General features: G+C 58.8%; 20 protein-coding genes. 13 read left to right on the forward strand and 7 right to left on the reverse strand.

The window, feature by feature from the left end; translation table 11 throughout:
- Positions 1-183: 183 nt before the first annotated feature.
- From PH5382_RS00365 to PH5382_RS00380, 4 genes are all read left to right on the forward strand, one after another.
- On the forward strand, positions 184-1,047 hold the full coding sequence (locus PH5382_RS00365) for an MBL fold metallo-hydrolase (RefSeq protein ID WP_058332643.1): 864 nt from the start codon (positions 184-186) through the stop codon (positions 1,045-1,047).
- Between the two features lie 107 nt (positions 1,048-1,154).
- A complete protein-coding gene (locus PH5382_RS00370; RefSeq protein WP_058332370.1) occupies positions 1,155-1,583 on the forward strand; it encodes a YeeE/YedE family protein in 429 nt (142 codons plus the stop codon).
- Complete coding sequence (locus tag PH5382_RS00375; RefSeq protein WP_058332371.1) at positions 1,583-2,017, forward strand: DUF6691 family protein; 435 nt, start codon at positions 1,583-1,585, stop codon at positions 2,015-2,017. Before PH5382_RS00370 ends, PH5382_RS00375 begins: the two co-directional genes overlap by 1 nt.
- 10 nt (positions 2,018-2,027) lie before the next feature.
- Positions 2,028-2,453 carry a protein tyrosine phosphatase family protein gene (locus tag PH5382_RS00380; RefSeq protein WP_058332372.1) on the forward strand — a complete coding sequence of 142 codons (426 nt, stop codon included), beginning with the start codon at positions 2,028-2,030 and terminating at the stop codon, positions 2,451-2,453.
- A 181-nt stretch (positions 2,454-2,634) separates the two neighbouring features.
- Here PH5382_RS00380 and PH5382_RS00385 read toward each other — a convergent pair whose 3' ends face one another.
- The 5 genes from PH5382_RS00385 to PH5382_RS00405 form a co-directional block, all read right to left on the reverse strand.
- On the reverse strand, positions 2,635-3,999 hold the full coding sequence (locus PH5382_RS00385) for a FliM/FliN family flagellar motor switch protein (RefSeq protein ID WP_058332373.1): 1,365 nt from the start codon (positions 3,997-3,999) through the stop codon (positions 2,635-2,637).
- A 68-nt stretch (positions 4,000-4,067) separates the two neighbouring features.
- On the reverse strand, positions 4,068-6,761 hold the full coding sequence (locus PH5382_RS00390; RefSeq protein ID WP_058332374.1) for an ATP-binding protein: 2,694 nt from the start codon (positions 6,759-6,761) through the stop codon (positions 4,068-4,070).
- A complete protein-coding gene (locus PH5382_RS00395) occupies positions 6,761-7,096 on the reverse strand; it encodes a hypothetical protein (RefSeq protein WP_231751761.1) in 336 nt (111 codons plus the stop codon). The genes PH5382_RS00390 and PH5382_RS00395 overlap by 1 nt, the downstream gene beginning before the upstream one ends.
- Before the next feature lie 58 nt (positions 7,097-7,154).
- Positions 7,155-7,577 carry a response regulator transcription factor gene (locus PH5382_RS00400; protein WP_058332375.1) on the reverse strand — a complete coding sequence of 141 codons (423 nt, stop codon included), beginning with the start codon at positions 7,575-7,577 and terminating at the stop codon, positions 7,155-7,157.
- A gap of 144 nt (positions 7,578-7,721) precedes the next feature.
- Positions 7,722-9,020: a helix-turn-helix transcriptional regulator gene (locus PH5382_RS00405; protein ID WP_058332376.1), complete on the reverse strand. Its 1,299-nt coding sequence runs from the start codon at positions 9,018-9,020 to the stop codon at positions 7,722-7,724.
- A gap of 232 nt (positions 9,021-9,252) precedes the next feature.
- Here PH5382_RS00405 and PH5382_RS00410 point away from each other — a divergent pair, with 232 nt between their 5' ends.
- The 5 genes from PH5382_RS00410 to PH5382_RS00430 all read left to right on the forward strand — a co-directional run bounded on the left by PH5382_RS00410 (position 9,253) and on the right by PH5382_RS00430 (position 14,577).
- Positions 9,253-10,599 carry a substrate-binding protein gene (locus tag PH5382_RS00410; RefSeq protein WP_058332377.1) on the forward strand — a complete coding sequence of 449 codons (1,347 nt, stop codon included), beginning with the start codon at positions 9,253-9,255 and terminating at the stop codon, positions 10,597-10,599.
- Between the two features lie 149 nt (positions 10,600-10,748).
- On the forward strand, positions 10,749-11,771 hold the full coding sequence (locus PH5382_RS00415; protein WP_058332378.1) for a branched-chain amino acid ABC transporter permease: 1,023 nt from the start codon (positions 10,749-10,751) through the stop codon (positions 11,769-11,771).
- 4 nt (positions 11,772-11,775) lie between these two features.
- Complete coding sequence (locus tag PH5382_RS00420) at positions 11,776-12,978, forward strand: branched-chain amino acid ABC transporter permease (RefSeq protein WP_058332379.1); 1,203 nt, start codon at positions 11,776-11,778, stop codon at positions 12,976-12,978.
- A 12-nt stretch (positions 12,979-12,990) separates the two neighbouring features.
- Positions 12,991-13,746 (forward strand): ABC transporter ATP-binding protein, encoded by a 756-nt coding sequence (locus PH5382_RS00425; RefSeq protein WP_058332380.1) that lies wholly within the window; start codon positions 12,991-12,993, stop codon positions 13,744-13,746.
- A 75-nt stretch (positions 13,747-13,821) separates the two neighbouring features.
- Entirely contained in the window at positions 13,822-14,577 is a 756-nt protein-coding gene (locus PH5382_RS00430) for an ABC transporter ATP-binding protein (protein WP_058332381.1), read from the forward strand.
- Between the two features lie 139 nt (positions 14,578-14,716).
- Here PH5382_RS00430 and PH5382_RS00435 read toward each other — a convergent pair whose 3' ends face one another.
- Entirely contained in the window at positions 14,717-16,222 is a 1,506-nt protein-coding gene (locus PH5382_RS00435; RefSeq protein ID WP_058332382.1) for a class I adenylate-forming enzyme family protein, read from the reverse strand.
- 137 nt (positions 16,223-16,359) lie between these two features.
- Here PH5382_RS00435 and PH5382_RS00440 point away from each other — a divergent pair, with 137 nt between their 5' ends.
- The 4 genes from PH5382_RS00440 to aat all read left to right on the forward strand — a co-directional run bounded on the left by PH5382_RS00440 (position 16,360) and on the right by aat (position 19,670).
- The gene (locus PH5382_RS00440) at positions 16,360-16,899 is read left to right on the forward strand and encodes a LuxR C-terminal-related transcriptional regulator (protein WP_058332383.1); all 540 of its coding nucleotides are present in this window, start codon (positions 16,360-16,362) and stop codon (positions 16,897-16,899) included.
- Positions 16,900-17,069: 170 nt separating this feature from the next.
- The gene (accB, locus tag PH5382_RS00445) at positions 17,070-17,555 is read left to right on the forward strand and encodes an acetyl-CoA carboxylase biotin carboxyl carrier protein (RefSeq protein ID WP_058332384.1); all 486 of its coding nucleotides are present in this window, start codon (positions 17,070-17,072) and stop codon (positions 17,553-17,555) included.
- 9 nt (positions 17,556-17,564) lie between these two features.
- Entirely contained in the window at positions 17,565-18,914 is a 1,350-nt protein-coding gene (accC, locus tag PH5382_RS00450; protein ID WP_058332385.1) for an acetyl-CoA carboxylase biotin carboxylase subunit, read from the forward strand.
- 111 nt (positions 18,915-19,025) lie between these two features.
- Complete coding sequence (gene aat, locus PH5382_RS00455; protein ID WP_058332386.1) at positions 19,026-19,670, forward strand: leucyl/phenylalanyl-tRNA--protein transferase; 645 nt, start codon at positions 19,026-19,028, stop codon at positions 19,668-19,670.
- On the opposite strand, the gene PH5382_RS00460 is transcribed toward aat, so the two are convergent.
- Positions 19,634-19,963 carry a DUF2155 domain-containing protein gene (locus tag PH5382_RS00460; RefSeq protein WP_231751770.1) on the reverse strand — a complete coding sequence of 110 codons (330 nt, stop codon included), beginning with the start codon at positions 19,961-19,963 and terminating at the stop codon, positions 19,634-19,636. The genes aat and PH5382_RS00460 overlap by 37 nt on opposite strands.
- Positions 19,964-19,986: the final 23 nt, after the last annotated feature.

Below are 19,986 nucleotides of genomic sequence, written 5' to 3' on the forward strand. Positions count from 1 at the left end.
CGTCACAACCCCACAGTGCGCAACAATTTTAGACAGTCAGGCACCTGCCAACCATGAGGCAGGTCAAATTGAACGCGCAAAACATGAAGTAAGCTGAAAAAAACGCCATCCGGTCCAGAGGGGCCTTGAAACATATTCTATATTTCGTATATGTATTTCGAAATGCAAGGGAGTGCCCAAGAGATGAACCCCATCGTCAAAGCCTTTTTCGACGAGGCCACCAATACTGTTTCTTATGTCCTGAAAGACCCTTCAAGCACGGCCTGTGCTGTTGTTGATTCCGTCCTGGATTTTGATCACGCCGCTGGTCGCACCGATACCGCATCAGCAGATGCGATCATCGCTTATGTCCGCGACGAGGGTTTGACTTGCGAATGGGTCCTGGAGAGCCATGTCCACGCCGACCACCTGTCTGCGGCGCCTTACCTGCAGGAGCACCTAGGCGGCAAGATCGGCATTGGTGCCAATATCACCGTGGTTCAGGACACCTTTGGCAAGGTCTTCAACGAAGGCACTGAGTTCCAGCGCGACGGCAGCCAGTTTGACGCCCTGTTTCAAGAAGGCGACAGCTTTGAAATCGGCGCCCTGCGCGGCCGAGTTCTGCACACGCCAGGCCACACTCCTGCTTGCCTTACCTATGTGATTGGTAACGCTGCTTTTGTTGGTGACACGCTGTTCATGCCGGATTTTGGTACCGCGCGCTGTGACTTCCCCGGTGGCTCTTCTGAAATGCTGTATCAATCGATCCAGAAAATCCTCGCCCTGCCGGATGAAACCCGGATCTTTGTTGGCCACGACTATAAGGCCCCTGGTCGCGACGACTACGCCTGGGAAACCACTGTCGGCGAACAAAAAGCACTGAATGTTCACATCGGCCAGGGACGCCCGCTGGAAGAGTTCACCCAGATGCGCGACGCACGCGATGCGACGCTTGGCATGCCCCGTCTGATCTTGCCCTCGCTGCAGGTCAATATGCGCGCCGGCCGGATGCCCGAACCCGACGAAAAGGGTGATGTCTTTTTGAAACTGCCCGTCAACAAGCTCTGATCCGCGCAGCCCGGAACCTCCTGCTTCCGGGCAACCGCCGAACAGACTGCAACACCAACGGCCCGGCACGGGGTCACTGTTAAAATTCGACTTAAGGAAGCGCGAACATGGAAATGGATTGGATTTGGGGGCTCGCCGGTGGCGGCCTGATCGGCCTAGGTGGTGCGGTCTTCTTGCTCGGCAATGGCCGTATCATGGGGGCCAGCGGCATTCTGGGCGGATTGATTGACGGCACTGGCAAAAGCAACCTGAGCGAACGTCTGGTCTTTCTGGTCGGCGTGCTGGTTATGCCAATGCTGCTGCTGCCGCTGTATGAAGGTGGGGTCGACACCCATATGACCACGAATATCGGCGTCATCATTGCAGCCGGCATTCTGGTTGGTCTGGGCACCCGGATCGCCAATGGATGCACCTCCGGCCACGGCGTCTGCGGCATTTCCCGCCTGTCGCTGCGCGGCATTGTCGCGACGGTTTTCTATATCCTTGCCGGCGGTCTCACCATCGTTCTGTTCCGTCATATCCTGGGAGTTATCTGATGCAGCGCTTGTTCCTCTCGCTTCTGTCCGGCAGCCTGTTCGGGGCCGGGCTTTTCATCTCGGGCATGACAGATACCACCAAGGTTCAGGGCTGGCTGGACGTCTTTGGCAATTGGGATCCGACCCTCGCCTTTGTCATGGGTGGTGCCATTGTGCCGATGTTCATTGCCTGGCGGCTGACGCAGGGACGTGCACCGCTGGTCGGAGGCAGCTTCCCTGCCGCACCGCGCCCGGAAATGGATCACCGGTTGATCACCGGCTCGGTACTCTTTGGCATGGGCTGGGGGCTGGCGGGGCTTTGCCCCGGACCGGCGATTGCCTCGCTCAGCTACAATGGCTCGGGCGGTCTGATCTTCATGGGGGCAATGCTTGTCGGTATGGCAGTCGCGCCCAAATTCGGCCAGCAACTGGACCGGGTCGCTGCAAGCGTTTAAAGGACAGACCATGGATGCACGAGTGATCACCCCCCGCTACGCCGTCTCACCGCAGATCTCGGTCGAAGACATTCCCGCCATTGCTGCTGCCGGCTACAGGACCGTGATTTGTAATCGCCCCGATGCCGAGGTGCCTCAAGACTTTCAGGCCGCCACCATAGGCGCCGCAGTCGAGGCCGCCGGTCTCACCTTCAAGGAACTGCCGCTGACCCATCAGACCATGACGCCAGAAAATGTGGCAGCACAGCGCAGCTTTTATGAAGACTGCGACGGACCGGTTCTGGCCTATTGCGCCTCGGGGACCCGCTCTTCCGTTATTTGGTCGCTGGGCGTTGCCAAGGAGTTGAGCGCGGATGAGATCCTGTCAAAGACCAGCGCGGCAGGCTATCAGCTGGACGGTCTGCGCCCAACGCTTGAGGCGATTGCGAAGTCCTGATGGCTCTCTGACGGCCCAAGCTTGCCACCCAGCGCAGGCAATAGTCTGCTAAAACAATGCAAAAGGCCCGGATCTGGTCAGGATCCGGGCCTTGGTTTAATTATGGTGCCACTTCAAGTCACAAGCGCGGGTCGGAAGAAACGAACCGGAAGATGGTATCGGTTCAGAGTTCTGCCCTAGATCACAGCCCCTGCGCCGCATCGCCTTCGAGCCCGGCAAGTTTCGAAATCTCGGCGGCCGCATCATCTGGGTTGAACTGGTCAAAGCCTTCCCCGCCAAGCGGATCCATCAGGCCGCCAAGATCATCGGCGCCGCCGAGCGGGTCCACACCTGACGGCAAATCTCCCAAGGCTGGCAGATCGCCCATCGGAGCACTGTCCATTCCCAGACCGCCGCCCAGACCGCCACCAAAATCACCACCGAGGTCTCCGCCAAGCCCCCCCATGTCACCCATGTCACCCATCTCCAGGCCACCTGCCGGATCCATACCGCCAAGCGGTGGAAGGCCCATGCCATCATCCAAAGGATCCTGCAGATCCTGCGCTGCAATACCAAGATCCAGAGGCGCAGGTTCATCCATCGGCGGCAGCGCTGCGGGCATCTCAGCCCCAACACCATCCGCAAAGGCTGCATCGGCACCAAGTAAGGCTGGGGTCTCTTTCCCATAGCCTTCGTTCAGGCGCACAGCACGCGCGCCATTCATTTGGCCCAAACGTCCCTGAGCAATCGACTGTCCACCAATGCTGATCAGATCGGTCTCATAGAGGAAGGCCTGATCCAGAGGGAGCATCTCTCCGACCTTCAGCTTGGAAAATTCATTCAGCGGCACGCGCACCTTGCATAGAACCGCAGAAAGCTCGGCCCGCATCGCCCCAAGGTTACTGCCCAGAGAGGGGCCATTCGGCCCGCCGCTCAGCCCCAGATCTTCGGGGGTTGGTTCTGGCAGGATCAGGTTCATGACCCCCTGCATGGCCCCAATCGCCAAATCGACATTCAAGGTTATGAGACGGTAGTCCTCAGCCTCCAGCCCCAGGGCCAGACTGCGCACGTCCTCGATCTGGGCGCCAAAGCGATAGCCAGAGAAAATCAATTGATCCTTTTGCCCGTCGAGCATCGCAACCACTTTGCCAAACGCCTTTTCAAGGAACTCGGACGTCATTGCTGCATCTGTCGGGGTGTAATTGCGCTCAGAGGGGGCTTTGCCCATCACCTGACCAATGGTCTGTTTCTGGATCAGAGCAGTGACCAGCGGCGCATCCATCGTGACCGCGCCAATGCGGCCCCCCGGTCCGTCCAGCACCACCAGCAGATCCTTGTCTGACAAAACTTCAGCCAGGTCCTCGGGGATGCGGTTGGACTGACGCGCAGCCAGCACCGCCAGCGGCAGGTCGCATTGTTCTGATGCCGCGCGCGCAAGAGACCGGCGCAAGGCCTTCAGCGTATGTGACGCATTCAGGTTGCCCTTGCCCTCTTTGGAGGCCGCAAGTTTTCGGGCAAGCCCACTTGGCTTGTCGCTCCCGCCCTGCTCTTTTTCCGCTTCAGACATCAGTCATCAACCTGCACGTTTCGCGCTCCCTTTTGATTTGTATTAACGACCGTTGGTTACCAAGATCTTTAAATCAGGGGATCAGCGAGCTTTTTCCGCTCAACCGGAAGAGAAATTCTGAAACTGCCGCCGCTTTGGTTGGAAAGGTAGCAAATATCGCCACCAAGCCGTTGCATGATCTCGCGACAAATCGCCAGCCCCAGTCCGGCGCCACCGGCACGTTCTGGACTAACCCGCGAAAATTTCTCGAAAATAAGCTGTTGAAAGGCTGCGGGAACGCCACTGCCATTATCGGTGAAATCAATCCGGATTTCGCCGGCGCCCTGCGACACGGCAATGGTCAGCTCCGGCTGATTTGCATCACAATATTTCTGCGCATTGGCGATCAGATTGATAAAAACCTGCGCCAGGCGGTCGAGGTCCGAAGAAATCCGCACCCCCTCGCTAACAGGGTCGCGATGCACCCGCATCGGCTGCATTGATCCGGCCAAAGCGGTCGATACCGCGTGGTCCAGGACTTCGGCCAAAGTGCCCGCTGTCATGTTCAAACTGACCTGCCCGCTCTCCAGAACGCTCAGATCCAGCAGATCATTCAGCAGCCGTGTCAGGCGCAGGGCCTCGTCGTGAATGATGGTGGCATAGCGGGTCTTTTCTGCCAGAGGCAGCTCCCCATCGTCGCGCAGGATTTCCGAAAAAGCCCGGATCGAGGTCATCGGCGTACGCAGCTCATGGCTGACCTGGCTGAGAAACGCGTCCTTTTGCTGCGAGATCTGCGTCAGTTTCTCGTTGGTTTCGCGCAGCTGCCGGGCTGTTCGCGACAGTTCCGCCGACTGGGTTTCAAGTTGGTTGGAATATTCCAGCATCTGTGCGGTTTCATCCGCCACTGCCAAAAGATCCTGCACCGACACGGATGATCCGCCAACAATCTGGCCAATCATCGCATGCGCTGCCGCCGCCCCAATGGAGGCACTCAACTCACGCTCCAGCCGCTCCAGAAAGGCGGGGGTCGGATCCGGCAGGGTGCCGCGCCCGCCCTGGCGCGTCAGCTCACGCTGGAAAAACGCCTGTGCCTCGGTTGCACCCAGAATACGCTGCGACATCACCATCAGGTCTTCGCTTTGCGCCACCGATCCGGTCCAGCCCCGTGGCCCCGATGAATGTTCAAACACATTGACGAATTGTGCGCCCTGCAACCGCTCGATCGGGCTGGGAAAGGTCAGTAGCGACACAATGCAGAACACCGCTGCGTTCAGGCTCATGGACCACAGCACCGCATGGACGGTCGAATCCAGCCCCTCAATGCCGAACAGGGCCTGTGGCCGCAGCCAAGAAAGGCCCATCAGCCCATCCGCCAGAATGTGATCCGGCAACAACCCACCGCCAAGGGCTGGCAGCAGCATGGTATAGACCCAGATCGCAAAGCCGACAGACAGACCTGCAAGTGCGCCACTGCGGGTCGCGCCACGCCAGAACAAACCTCCCACAAGCGCCGGCAACATCTGGGAAATCCCGGCGAAAGAGATCAGGCCAACGGCGGCAAGGGCCGCACCGCCCCCCGACAGGGTATAGTAGAAATAGCCAAGCGCCATGATGACAGCGATGGAAATTCGGCGCGAAAACAAGACCACATTGCGCACATCCCCGGAGACCGAAGCCCCCACCCCGGCCTGCATCCGCAGCCAGATCGGCATCACCATATGGTTTGACACCATGGTCGACAGCGCCATTGCCGCCACGATCACCATCGAGGTGGCCGAAGAAAACCCGCCAAGGAAAGACAGCATCGCCAACCCTTGCTGCCCCTGTGCCAGCGGCAGAGTCAGAACAAACATATCCGGGTTGGACCCGGTCGGCAGCAGCTCTAGGCCAACGGCGGCGATTGGCACCACGAACATCGAGATCAATAGTAGATAGAGCGGAAAGGCCCAGGCCGCGACGCGCAGATGGCGTTCGTCCTCGTTCTCAACCACCATCACCTGAAACATCCGCGGCAGGCAGACAAAGGCCGCCGCTGCCAGAAAGGTGATCGTCCCCCAGCGCCCCCCACCCCCCCGCCATTCTCCGATCCGCGAGGCATCAATGCGCGACAGCGTCTCGCTAACGCCACCGGCCACGCCCCAGACGACAAAGATTCCAACGGCCAGCAGGGCCACAAGCTTGACCACAGCTTCAAGCGCGATGGCCGTTACCACCCCATGGTGGCGTTCATTGGCATTCAGGTTGCGGGTGCCAAACAGAATGGCAAAGATCGCAAGCCCTGCCGCCACCCAAAACACAGTGGTTGTTTCATGGTAGCTGCGCAGTGGGTCAGCTTCGGCAAAGATGGCAAAAGACAGTGTAATAGACTGTAATTGAAGTGAAATATAAGGCGTTATACCAATCACAGCCAATAGGGTGACACCAATCGCCAGGGCATTGGATTTGCCATAGCGCGCCGACAAAAGATCCGCGATCGAAGTCACACGCTGGCTGCGGCCCACCCGTACCAACTTGCGCAGGCCCCACCACCAGCCAATCATGACCAGCGTAGGCCCCAAATAGATGGTGATGAATTCCAGCCCCGAGCGTGCAGCGTAGCCAACTGCGCCGTAAAAGGTCCAGGCGGTGCAGTAGATTGACAGCGACAGCGTATAGATCAACGGCGAGCGCATCCAGGCAGCACTGCGCCCCCGGGTGGCCATCCGATCGGCCAGGAAGGCCACGAAGAACAACAGCGCCACATAGCTCAGACAGACCAGCGCCAACACATTGAGCGAGGCCATCAGGTCTTATCCTCAGCACTGCCACCTTCGGTCCAGTGCCCGGCCCAGAGCTGCACCGCGACGCCAAAGACAAAGCTGGCAGCGATCAAGCCGGCCCAGACCACAAAGATATAGGTGATGGCGGCAGACGTGGCCATGCCGCCATGGGTATCAGGTGCGGGATAGGGGTCGGGGTTTGGCCACATCAGGGGAACCGTGAACAGTAGCGCTCCCAGGATCGGCAACAGCCGGGCAATATCCATCAGCCGCCGTCGCCGGTAGGTGCGCCGTTCCACAAAGGGCGCGTTTGGCTCCCCTTCGTGACCTGCGCCATCGCCACGCATCAGCGGCGCCATATCCGGACGCTCATTTGAGCAACACGTAGGTTTGTGGCCTGCAATGTAGCAGCTTTCTTCATGGCAAGGCCTGACCGGAGGCTGTTTTCTGCGTGTCCTTTACATCCTGCGCCGCCTGCGCATGTAGGTCACGCACAGCCGACAGGACTTCGGCGTTTGAAAACGGCTTGGTCATGAACCGGGTCACCCCGGCCCGTTCTGCCATCTCACGATCCTTGAGCTGGCCACGGGCCGTCAGCATCAGAACCGGTAAAACCCGCATGTCGGCAACGGCGCGCAGCTCTTGAATCACTTCAAGACCGCTTTTGCCCGGTAACATCAGATCCAGAATCACCAGATCCGGACGGGCCGCGCGAATCACATCGACCGCATCACTCCCATCCCCATGGGTATCCACGCTCCACCCGTCGCGGGTTAAAAGAAATCGAATAGCTTCGGCAATATTGGGTTCATCTTCGATCAACACTACATGTCTGCTCATTGGCAGATATTCCTCCCAGCGCGGCCCAGACGGGCTGATCCAACCAAGACCGCGTTCTCATCCCGCACCAGAGTAGCCCCCGGCACCTGCCCCTGTCAAAACCCCAGTCGCTCACCCTGTCACAAAATCTTTATCCTACTCCTGTCAGAATTCCTCTTTCAGGATCGAAGGCTCCCGACGCGCCGGGCAAGCCCTGCGCGGGCAAATCCGGCAACTGGCACCAACCGGCTGGGCGTCCTCCGGCACCTCCCGACGCGGCAGGATCAGCATCACCGCATGATAAAGCGGGTCGCGGTCAAAGGCTGGTGGTTCATGGTCCCAGGCCACCGCCAGACAGTCAAACCCCAAGGCACTGCGCCCCTGCTGTACAACACTGCGATGCAGCGGCACACCGGGACGCAACAGCGCAGTGTAGATCGGCCAAAGCGGACAGGAGGCGCCAAATCGTGGCAATGCAAACCCGGTGACAGGCTTGCGAAACAGAACAGAGCCCGAGGCATCACAGATCACCAGCCCAGCGTCCTGGCCCAGAATATCTGCGGGCAGAACCCCAAGGCGGCGCAACACCACAGGCAGAGGGGCGGCAAAATGCGTGGCAAGACGCGCGGGATCGATCCCTTCGCTGGTGATCACCTCCTGCAACGCCGCCAGCGGCATTAGCGCGGCATCCCCCTGGTATTGCTCCAGGGCACTACGAGCAATCATGCGCGAGGCATCACTGATCAGCTGTGGTGCAGACGCCACCAGAGATTTTGGCGTCGCCTGTCCGGTTTCCAGATCGGCAAAATGATAGCCATTGGCCAGAAAGAACTCTTCGGCCTCTTCCTGTGGCACCCCGCGCCGTTCGGCGCTGCTGTCACTTTCATCGAGAAAGCTCACCAGCGCCCGGCTGCCTTCTGCCAATCGCAGGGAATCTTCATTGAGGTTCTTGTGGAAGCGATCCCGCCATTCCGGCTCCAGCTCGCCGGTTTCAGCCAAGATCGACGCCGTGGATCGGATGGCAGCTGCTGTTGACAGCACCTCATGCAATGAGGCCGCCAAATGCGGGTCATGGGTCAGCCGGTCCGACAGTGTCTCAACCGTGCGTTCCAGCCGGGCAATGCGCTGATGGTTTGTTGCCAGAACTTCGGCCCAGCCAGGAAAACGTCCGGCAAACTCATCCGTGCGGTCCAGCTCTGCCACCGGCAGGCCACTGTCAGCCGCGGCCTCGCGCAATGAGGCAATCAGAGCCGCCTCGGCGCCTTCGGTCAGCATCGAAGGCTCCACCCCGAGGACCTGGGCCAGATCCACCAGAAGTTTACCACCGATTCTTCGGCGGTTGTGTTCGATCAGATTGAGGTAGGAGGCCGAAATTCCCGCCTTGCGCGCCAGTTCAGCCTGACGGATACCCAGGATCAATCTGCGTTCGCGAATACGACTGCCTGTCAGCGTGTCACGCCCCATGGGTTGCCTCCCTGTCAAAACTTCGGCTTTTCAACGGCTTTCTGCACTGCAACATAAAAAACTTTACAGAATACCAGTGAATACTGTTCAGTTGTTTACAGAATAGATGATCATTTCAAGGGTTTTATTGCGCAATTTTACAACTCCCTCACATACTGATTTTGCACAAATCGTGCAGACGCTGCGCAGAAGTGAGGAGCTGCCCGGCGTTTTACACATAAGGGAGGAATAAATGTCCAAGTCAGCATTCTCGCGTCGCGGGGTCCTGAAGTCAGGTGCTCTCGCAGGCACTGGCCTTGCGCTTCCAACAATTTTCACCGCGTCTTCTGCAGCCGCGTTCACCAACGACCCAACCGGCAGCTCGGTTACTCTGGGCTTCAACGTTCCACAGACCGGCCCCTACGCCGATGAGGGCGCCGACGAACTGCGTGCCTATCAGCTGGCCGTTGAGCACCTGAACGGTGGCGGCGACGGCGGCATGATGAACACCTTCTCGTCCAAAGAGTTGCAGGGCAACGGTATCCTGGGCAAGAAAGTCGAATTCGTAACCGGCGACACCCAGACCAAATCTGATGCCGCCCGTGCATCAGCCAAGTCGATGATCGAAAAAGACGGCGCTGTCATGATCACTGGTGGCTCGTCCTCTGGCGTGGCCATCGCGGTTCAGGGCCTGTGCCAGGAAGCCGGCGTCATCTTCATGGCAGGTCTGACACACTCCAACGACACCACCGGTAAAGACAAGAAAGCCAATGGCTTCCGTCACTTCTTTAACGGTTACATGTCGGGCGCCGCCTTGGCGCCAGTCCTCAAGAACCTCTATGGCACCGATCGTAACGCCTATCACCTGACCGCCGACTACACTTGGGGCTGGACCCAGGAAGAGTCGATCGCGGCCGCCACCGAAGCCCTGGGCTGGAACACCGTGAACAAAGTGCGCACGCCGCTGGCTGCCACTGACTTCTCGTCCTATATCGCTCCCGTTCTGAACTCCGGTGCAGACGTGCTGGTTCTGAACCACTACGGCGGCAACATGGTGAACTCGCTGACCAACGCGGTTCAGTTCGGCCTGCGTGAAAAGGTTGTGAATGGCAAGAACTTCGAAATCGTTGTTCCGCTCTATTCCCGCCTGATGGCCAAAGGTGCCGGTGCCAACGTTAAAGGCATCCATGGCTCTACCAACTGGCACTGGTCGCTGCAGGACGAAGGCTCGCAAGCCTTTGTACGCTCCTTCGGCACCAAATACGGCTTCCCACCCAGCCAGGCAGCACACACCGTTTACTGCCAGACCCTGCTCTATGCAGATGCAGTTCAGCGCGCGGGTTCGTTCAACCCATGTGCCGTCGTTGAAGCTCTGGAAGATTATGAGTTCGACGGTCTGGGCAACGGTAAGACACTGTACCGTGGCGAAGACCACCAGTGCTTCAAGGATGTTCTTGTTGTGCGCGGTAAAGAAAACCCAACTTCCGAGTTCGATTTGCTCGAAGTGGTCGAAGTTACCCCAGCGGCGCAGGTTACCTATCCTGCGGATCACCCGATGTTTGCCGGTGGCGCATTGGGCAGCTGTAACTCTGGCGCCTGATACTCAGGTCAGCCAACGCCGGGCGCATATAGCGCCCGGCACTTAATCTTTATTTCGACGGCTTAGCACGTGACGTGCGTAACGGGGCATCAGACCCCGAAGCGTCGGAATCCACCACTTCCACATTGAAGAACCCAAGGGTGGGGACTATGGACGCAATCCTATTGCAAATTTTAAACGGGCTGGACAAAGGCTCTGCCTATGCGCTGATCGCGCTAGGCCTGACACTCATTTTTGGCACGCTGGGCGTGGTGAACTTTGCGCATGGCGCCCTGTTCATGATCGGTGCCTTCTGCGCCGTCACCGTACAGCGGCTATTGAGCCTCAGCTATGAGGTCGTCGACGAAAGCCAGAAGGATTTTCTCGGCAATCCGCTGAAGGTTAAGACACCCTATGTGGAAAGTTGGTTCGGCCCGGAAATGGGTGGCGCCATAATCGACTGGGCGGTGCCCATCGCGATCCTCTTTGCCATTCCGATCATGGTCTGCGTTGGCTATGTGATGGAGCGCGGACTGATCAAGCACTTTTACAAGCGCGAACATGCGGATCAGATCCTGGTGACCTTTGGTCTGGCCATCGTTTTGCAGGAAGTGATCAAGTATTTCTACGGTGCCAACCCGATCCAGACCCCCTCGCCCGAAGCGCTGAGCGGTGTCGCCAATGTCGGAGCGCTCTTAGGCATGGATATCGTCTATCCGGTCTGGCGGATCGTCTACTTCTTCTTCTCTGTTGTGATCATCGGCGCCATCTTCTCCTTCCTGCAATTTACCACCTTCGGGATGGTTGTGCGCGCAGGCATGGCAGATCGTGAAACCGTGGGCCTTCTGGGGATCAATATCGACCGCCGCTTTACGATCATGTTTGGTATTGCCGCCGCTGTCGCTGGGCTTGCTGGCGTGATGTACACCCCAATCAATTCGCCCAACTACCATATGGGCATGGACTTTCTAGTCCTGAGCTTTGTGGTTGTGGTTGTTGGCGGCATGGGCTCACTGCCCGGCGCTGTTCTTGCGGGTTTCCTGTTGGGTATTCTCGAAAGCTTTGCCTCGATGAACGAAATCAAATCGATCATCCCAGGCATCGACCAGATCATCATCTATGTGGTCGCGATCATAATCTTGCTCACCCGTCCGCGGGGTCTGATGGGCCGCAAAGGTGTGATGGAGGAATAAGCACATGTTCGGACTAGATAATAAAGATACTCGGATGCTGCTTGTCGTCGCTGTACTGACGCTTTGCGCCCCCTTCATCCTGAACCCGTTCCCCACTGACAGCGCCATGGCGCAGTTCAACGCGGGTTACCCGGATCTGATGCAACGTTTTGTGATCTTTGGCATCTTTGCCATTGGTTTCAACATTCTCTTTGGCCTTACCGGCTACCTCTCCTTTGGTCATGCGGCCTTCCTGGGTGTCGGTTCCTACTCGGCGGTCTGGATGTTCAAACTGCTGAGCATGAACGTCATTCCTGCCATCTTGCTGGCGGTGGTGATTTCGGGCCTGTTTGCCCTGCTCATCGGGTTTGTAAGTTTGCGCCGCTCTGGCATCTACTTTTCGATCCTGACGCTGGCCTTTGCACAGATGTCGTTCAATCTGGCCTATTCGGTGCTGACCCCCATCACCAATGGGGAAACCGGTCTGCAGCTGACACTTGATGATCCCCGGATCCTGGGTGTCTCGGCCACCGCCGATGGATCTATCCCGGTGACCAGCCTGTTTGGTCTCGAGATGCGCTCGACCTTTGAGATGGTTGTTGGCCCCTGGGCTTTCCAGTTCAACGCGGGCTACTATCTCGCTGCATTCATCCTGCTGGCGGCTTTCTATCTGTCGATCCGCATCTTCCGCTCGCCTTTCGGCATGATGCTGCGGGCAGTGAAATCGAACCAGCAGCGGATGAACTACACCGGCCTCAACACCAAACCCTACACCCTTGCAGCCTTTGTGATCTCAGGCATGTATGCGGGTCTGGCCGGTGGCCTGATGGCTTCGATGGATCCCCTTGCAGGTGCCGAGCGCATGCAGTGGACCGCCTCCGGCGAAGTTGTTTTGATGACCATCCTTGGCGGTGCCGGCACTTTGATCGGACCCGTTCTGGGCGCAGGCTTCATCAAATACTTTGAAAACATCTTCTCCAAGATCAACGACAACGTGCTGCATGGCTGGTTCAGCTTCATGCCGGATGGGCTGGAAAACTTTGTTGTCTTCGTTATTCACCCCTTCATCGGCAAGGGCTGGCACCTGACACTGGGTATCCTGTTCATGCTGGTGGTGGTCTTCCTCCCCGGTGGTCTGGTCGAAGGCGGGCAGCGTATCGCCAAATGGGTGAAAGGTCGTAAAAACAAAGACGACGCCACCCCTGCCACTAAAACCCCTGCGGAATAAGGAGACGGATTGATGGGTATTCTTGAAGTCAAAAACGTAGGCAAACGCTTTGGTGGTCTACAGGCGCTGGGAGATGTTAATCTCAGCGTCAAGGAAAACACCGTCCACGCCATTATCGGACCCAATGGCGCGGGCAAATCCACCCTGCTGAACTGTCTGGTCGGCAAGCTGATCCCCGATACCGGATCGGTGATGTTTGACGGGCAATCGGTGCTGGGGCGCAAACCTTTCGAGATTAATCAGATGGGCATCAGCCGCGTCTTCCAAACCCCTGAGATCTTTGGCGATCTCACGGTTCTGGAAAACATGATGATCCCCTGCTTTGCCAAGCGTGACGGGGCCTTTTCCCTGAATGCGATCTCGTCGGTGCTGGGCCAGAAGGACGTGCTGGAAACAGCCGAAAAGATGCTGGAAGAGATGAACATGGCAGACAAGCGGCATATGCATGCCGCCGCCATGTCGCGCGGGGATAAACGCCGCCTTGAGATCGGCATGTGCCTGTCTCAGGAACCGCGTCTGCTGCTGTTGGATGAGCCCACTGCCGGTATGGCGCGGGCCGATACCAACAACACCATTGATCTGCTGAAAGAGATCAAGGAGCAGCGCGACATCACCATCGCCATCATAGAGCATGACATGCATGTGGTGTTCTCATTGGCGGATCGGATCACCGTTCTGGCCCAGGGCACACCCCTGGTCGAGGACGAACCACAAAACATCCGTGGCAACCCCAAAGTGCGCGAAGCCTATCTGGGCGAGTCGGCGTAAGACAGAACAGGCTTTCCTCATCCCGGTGGGCGGCCACCGCCCCTGGGATGGGCTGAGTACGAAAGGACAAGACAGATGAACGTCAAACCCGACTTTTCCAAAAACGCCAACCAGGCGACCACGGCCCCGGCCTTTCTTTCGGTCTGGGACATGCATGCCTATTACGGCGAAAGCTATATCGTGCAGGGCATCAATTTCAATGTGCACGAAGGTGAGATCCTGGCGTTGCTGGGCCGCAATGGCGCGGGCAAGACCTCGACCCTGCGCTCCATCGCGCGCATTGGCGACCCACAGGTCACACAGGGCGAAATCTGGCTGGATCACCAGCCCCTGCACCTGATGGAAAGCCACGAGGCCGCCGCCGCAGGTCTGGGGCTGGTGCCCGAAGATCGCCGCATCATCGCGGGCCTCACGGTCGAGGAAAACCTGCAACTGGCCCAGATTGCGCCGCCCATTGGCTGGTCGCTTGATCGTATCTATGATCTTTTCCCCCGCCTGGGCGAACGTCGCAAACAAGAAGGCGTGACCCTCTCCGGTGGCGAGCAGCAGATGCTGGCCATTGCGCGTGCCCTGGCCCGCGACATCAAGGTGTTGCTGCTGGATGAACCCTACGAAGGTCTGGCACCCGTGATCGTGGATGAGATTGAAAAAACCCTCATGCACGTCAAGGAACAGGGCATGACCACCATTCTGGTGGAACAGAACGCCGTGCGCGCGCTGGAGCTGGCGGATCGCGCCGTGATCCTCGACACCGGTGGCATCGTCTTTGACGGCACCGCCGCCGAGGTTTTGGAAAACGCCGAGCTGCGCGCCGAATACCTGGCGATCTGATCGCCAGACCACAGTTTACTCCCCGTTGCTCTGGTTTCTAGCAGATGCAACTTCCTGGTCGGCTCCCACTCTGGGCGCCGACCTTTTTTCTTGTCCTCTGCTTTCTTGCCCTCTGCTTTCTTGTCCTATGCCGCTGGGCTCAGCCCTGCTCCAAGCTCTGGCGCAGTTCAGTCTTGAGCACCTTGCCATAGTTATTCTTGGGCAGGGTCGCGACAGGAACATAGGCCTTGGGGCATTTGAACCGGGCGATCTCACTGCGACAGAGCGCGTCGAGCTGTTCGGCTGTCGCCGTGCCCACCACAAAGGCCACCACCTCTTCGCCCCAGTCCGCATGACGGCGGCCCACGACCGAGACCTCCTGCACATCCGGATGCATCAGCAGCACCTCTTCGACCTCGCGTGGGTAGATGTTGGAGCCACCGGAAATGATCAGATCCTTGGAACGATCCTTGAGCGTGAGATAGCCTGCGGCGTCCAGAACGCCCATATCGCCGGTCATCAGCCAGCCGTCCTTTAGGGCTTCGGCACTGGCTTCAGGATTGTTCCAATAGCCCGGCATCCCCGCATCGCCCCGCACCATGATCTCGCCCATCTCACCGCTGGGCAGCGGCGTGCCATCGCAGCTGCCGATGCGCAGCTCGACACCGCTTTGGGCGCGGCCCACCCCGGCCAGCCGCGCCTGCCAGTCGGGACGGGCGCGATCACTGACCGCATCGCGGCTCAGCGCTGTGATCCCCATCGGGCATTCGCCCTGCCCGTAGATCTGGATGAAAATCGGCCCGAAATGCGCTTCGGCCTCGACAATATCCGCCAGATACATTGGCCCGCCCGCATAGATCACGCTGCGCAACCCGGTCCCTGGCGCACCACTGGCCTTGGCCTCGGCTGTCATCCGGGTGACCATTGTGGGGGCCGCAAACATCTGCACCCGGCCAAAATGCGCCGCCAGATCAAAGATCTCTGGCGCATCAAAGCCAGCTGACACGGGGCAGACATGCGCCGCGCCCACCAGCACATGCAACATGTTATACAGACCCGCACCATGACTCATCGGCGCGGCATAGAGGATCTGGTCCGCACCCGTGGCGGCATCGACATCGGCGAAATAGGCCAGCGAGACCGCCATCAGCATGCGATGAGTGATCATCACCCCCTTGGGCCGCCCCGTGGTGCCCGAGGTATAAAACAGCCAGGCCAGGTCCTGCGGCGCGCGCGACAGCGGGGCTGCAACCGGTGCTGTTTGTAACGCACTGGCGTAGTCAGCACCTGCGAGATCTACCACGCGGGTCTCAACCTGTGCTTCTGCCAGCGTCTGATCCAGGCCGGGTGAGGTGAAAACCAGTTTAGCATCGCAGTCTTGCAAGACATAAAGCGCCTCGCGGCCATGCAGTTTTGCATTGATCGGCACCGTCACGCCCCCGGCATACCAGATACCATAAAGAGCGATCAGATAGTCCGGGCAATTCTTCATGAAAATGGCCACCCGGTCCCCCGGTGCGATGCCCGCGCCGATCAACCAACTGGCCAGGCTGGCCGCCCTTTGATGAAACGCACCATAGTCGGCAATCTGCTCCTGCCCCAAAAACAACGCAGGGCGCCGCGCGTCTGCCTTTGCCTGCCGAAACAGCCATTGTGCGATATTCATCGCCTGTTCTCCTCCAGAAATCCTGGTGCCTACCCGCCTCCTCCACAAAGCGCTGCGGCAAACACACTGTCACAAACAACCTCTCATGACGCAGGTTTCCCTTCAATTCCGCAAAAATACCCGGTTAAAAGGAAGCCATGAGCGATATTGCCTTTGACCATGCCCCCGTTGGCCTCGCCGTTTTGGAAAACCGCGTGATCAAGCGCTGCAATCTGCAGTTTGCCGCCACCTTTGGCGGTGGGCCCGCTGATTATGCCGACGTGCTGATAGCCGAACTTTACCCCAGCCAGGAAGACTACCACCGGATCGGCGCCCTGCTGCAACAAGACGAAGGCGCTAAGACCGGGTTGTACAACGACGAGCGCATCATGCGCAGGCGCGCCGGAGAGATGTTCTGGTGCCGCGTGCGCGGACGCTCCATCAGCCCGGAGGCTCCCTTTACCACCGGGATCTGGTCCTTTGCCGATATCTCGGAAGATCGCCCCATGGTCAGCCTCACGCCGCGTGAACGCGAAGTGGCGATCCTGACCTGCAAAGGGCTGTCGGCAAAGGAAATCGGCCTCAAGCTGGATCTGTCCTATCGTACGATTGAAACCCACCGTGCCCATCTGCTGCAAAAATTCGGCGCCCGCAAACTGCCGGAACTGGTGGCCAAACTCACCGGCATGCCGCTTTAGGTGCTTTTCCCCGCAGCAATTTTTACCGCAGAGATTGCGAATCCCGGCAACACTGCCCATTTTATGAACCAGATCGACAGCGCTTTCCTTGTGGTAAGGCTTGCCCTATAAGCGCTCTAATTTCCTGGCCAGCCTCTGTGGCAGGCCTGTCGGAACCGGCTGAGGACACAATGACAAACAAAACTCACGAAGCGGATGTGGCATTCATCAAGGCACTGGCCGAATTGCTGCGCGACAATGATCTGACCGAGCTTGAGGTCAAACGCGACTATAGCGAAGACGACAGCCTGAACGTGCGCGTCTCGCGCCAGGCCATTATTGCCGCTGCCGCCCCGGTACAGGCAGCTGTTCCAGTCGCTGCCGCATCCGCGCCTGCTGCTGCCCCTGCGGCTGCCGCCCCTGCCGAAGATCCCGCCAGCCACCCCGGCGCTGTGACCTCGCCCATGGTTGGTACCGTCTATCTGCAGGCCGAACCCGGCGCACCTGCCTTCATCGCCGTAGGCAAGCAGGTCAACGAAGGTGATACGCTTTTGATTGTCGAAGCGATGAAAACCATGAACCACATCCCGGCGCCCAAATCCGGCACCGTCAAGCGCATCCTGGTTGAAGATGGCGCCGCCGTCGAATTCGGATCCCCGCTTGCCATTATCGAGTAAGGGCAGCCCATGTTTGACAAGATCCTGATTGCCAACCGTGGCGAGATCGCGCTGCGCGTGATCCGGGCCTGCCGCGAGATGGGCATCAAATCGGTTGCGGTGCATTCCACGGCAGATGCCGATGCAATGCATGTGCGCATGGCCGATGAATCCGTCTGTATCGGCCCACCGTCCGGCGCGCAGAGCTATCTTTCGATCCCGGCCATTATCTCGGCCTGCGAGATCACCGGCGCGCAAGCGATCCACCCCGGCTATGGTTTTCTGTCGGAAAACGCCAATTTCGTGCAGATCATCGAAGACCATGGGCTGACCTTCATTGGTCCCTCGGCGGCTGATATCCGCACCATGGGGGACAAGATCACTGCCAAGGAAACCGCGCAAAAGCTGGGTATCCCGGTTGTGCCCGGATCTGAAGGCGGCGTGCCTGATGTGGAAGCTGCCCGCGAAGCCGCGGCCGACATGGGCTATCCTGTCATCATCAAGGCTACCGCCGGTGGCGGCGGGCGTGGCATGAAAGTCGCCACCTCGGCGGCTGATATCGATGTCGCCTTCTCGACAGCCCGCTCCGAAGCAAAAGCCGCATTCGGCAATGACGAAGTCTACATGGAGAAATACCTCCAGAAGCCACGTCACATCGAAGTGCAGGTCTTTGGCGACGGCAAGGGCAATGGCGTGCATCTTGCTGAACGCGACTGTTCATTGCAGCGCCGTCACCAAAAGGTTTTTGAGGAGGCCCCCGGCCCCTCGATCAGCCCGGAAGAGCGCGCACGCATTGGCAAGATCTGCGCCGACGCCATTGGGGCAATGAAATACTCTGGTGCTGGCACCGTGGAATTTCTCTACGAGGACGGCGAGTTCTATTTCATCGAGATGAACACCCGCCTGCAGGTGGAACACCCGGTCACCGAAGCCATCTTTGGCGTTGATCTGGTGCGCGAACAGATCCGCGTTGCCGAAGGCCTGCCGCTGTCGTTCACTCAGGACGAGCTGCAGATCAACGGCCACGCCATTGAGGTGCGTATCAATGCCGAAAAGCTACCGAACTTCTCTCCCTGCCCCGGCAAGATCACCGCGTTTCACGCGCCGGGGGGTCTGGGGGTCCGGATGGATTCCGCGCTCTATGATGGCTATTCGATCCCGCCTTACTACGACAGCCTGATCGGCAAGCTGATCGTGCATGGCCGCGACCGTCCCGAAGCGTTGGCCCGTCTCAGCCGCGCATTGGGTGAGCTGATTGTCGATGGTATCGACACCACCGTACCGCTGTTTCACGCCCTGCTGGCAGAGCCCGACGTGCAGTCCGGCGACTACGGCATTCACTGGCTGGAACACTGGCTCGAAGAGAACCTCGGGGGCTGATCCAGCCTTCACGCGGGGCGCGACACCGGTTCGCGCCCTGCTATTTCTAGGGCCCTCAATTCAATGGGCCTGTTCCAATTCCCCGACCCTGGCGAATAAACAGGCGGATAGATGAGCCTCACCCCGGATCTTTTGCTGCATGCCTATTCCGTCGGTGTCTTTCCGATGGCTGAACACCGCGAAGATGATGATATCTTCTGGGTGGATCCAAAACGCCGTGGCATCTTTCCCATCGAAGACTTCCATATCTCGCGCTCTTTGGCCAAAGTGATCCGCAGTGGCCGGTTTGAGGTTTCCGTGAACCGTGCCTTTGCACAGGTGGTTGAGGCCTGCGCCGACCGTGACGAAACCTGGATTAACGCCGAAATTTTCGCACGCTATCAAGAGCTTCACGCCATGGGCCACGCCCATTCACTGGAGGTCTGGCAAAAAGGTGATCAGGATGGCGTTCTGGTCGGCGGTGTCTATGGGGTGTCTCTGGGCGCGGCTTTTTTTGGCGAAAGCATGTTCTCGCATCAGCGCGATGCGTCCAAAGTGGCGCTGGCCTATTTGATGGATCGTCTGAAACAGGCCGGGTTTCGCCTCTGTGACACGCAGTTTCTCACTCCGCATCTGGCCTCATTGGGGGCTATCGAAATCAGCCGGGCCGCTTATAAGGCCCGCCTGCAACAGGCACTGGAGTATGAGGCGGATTTTGACGCACCGGACCTCCCCGCGCCTCAGCTGCTTTTGCAGCGCATGACCCAGACATCATAGCGGCTGTGATCCAGCGCCGAAAGGGCCGGGCTGGAGGCGATCATCCAACCTTCGAAATAGACTTCACCGTTCTGTGGATTCCGTACCGTGAGATAGGCATAGGCATCGCCAGTCGGGTTGTCCTTGGGATAGCGGCATTCCGACAGGGTGACGATGACGCCAAAAATCGCAGCACTACCGCCGACCTGAACCTCGGCATCCATGGTGTGGCCGTTCACCTTGTCGAGGCCGCGCAGCACTGCTGCGGTACCACGTTCTGCCGGTTCTTGCGCTGCCACCGGCGTGGATATCAGACCTGCTAGGCCCAACCCGAGAA

It is taken from the genome of Phaeobacter sp. CECT 5382 (genome assembly GCF_001457775.1).
In the GTDB taxonomy this organism is placed as follows: Bacteria; Pseudomonadota; Alphaproteobacteria; order Rhodobacterales; family Rhodobacteraceae; genus Pseudophaeobacter.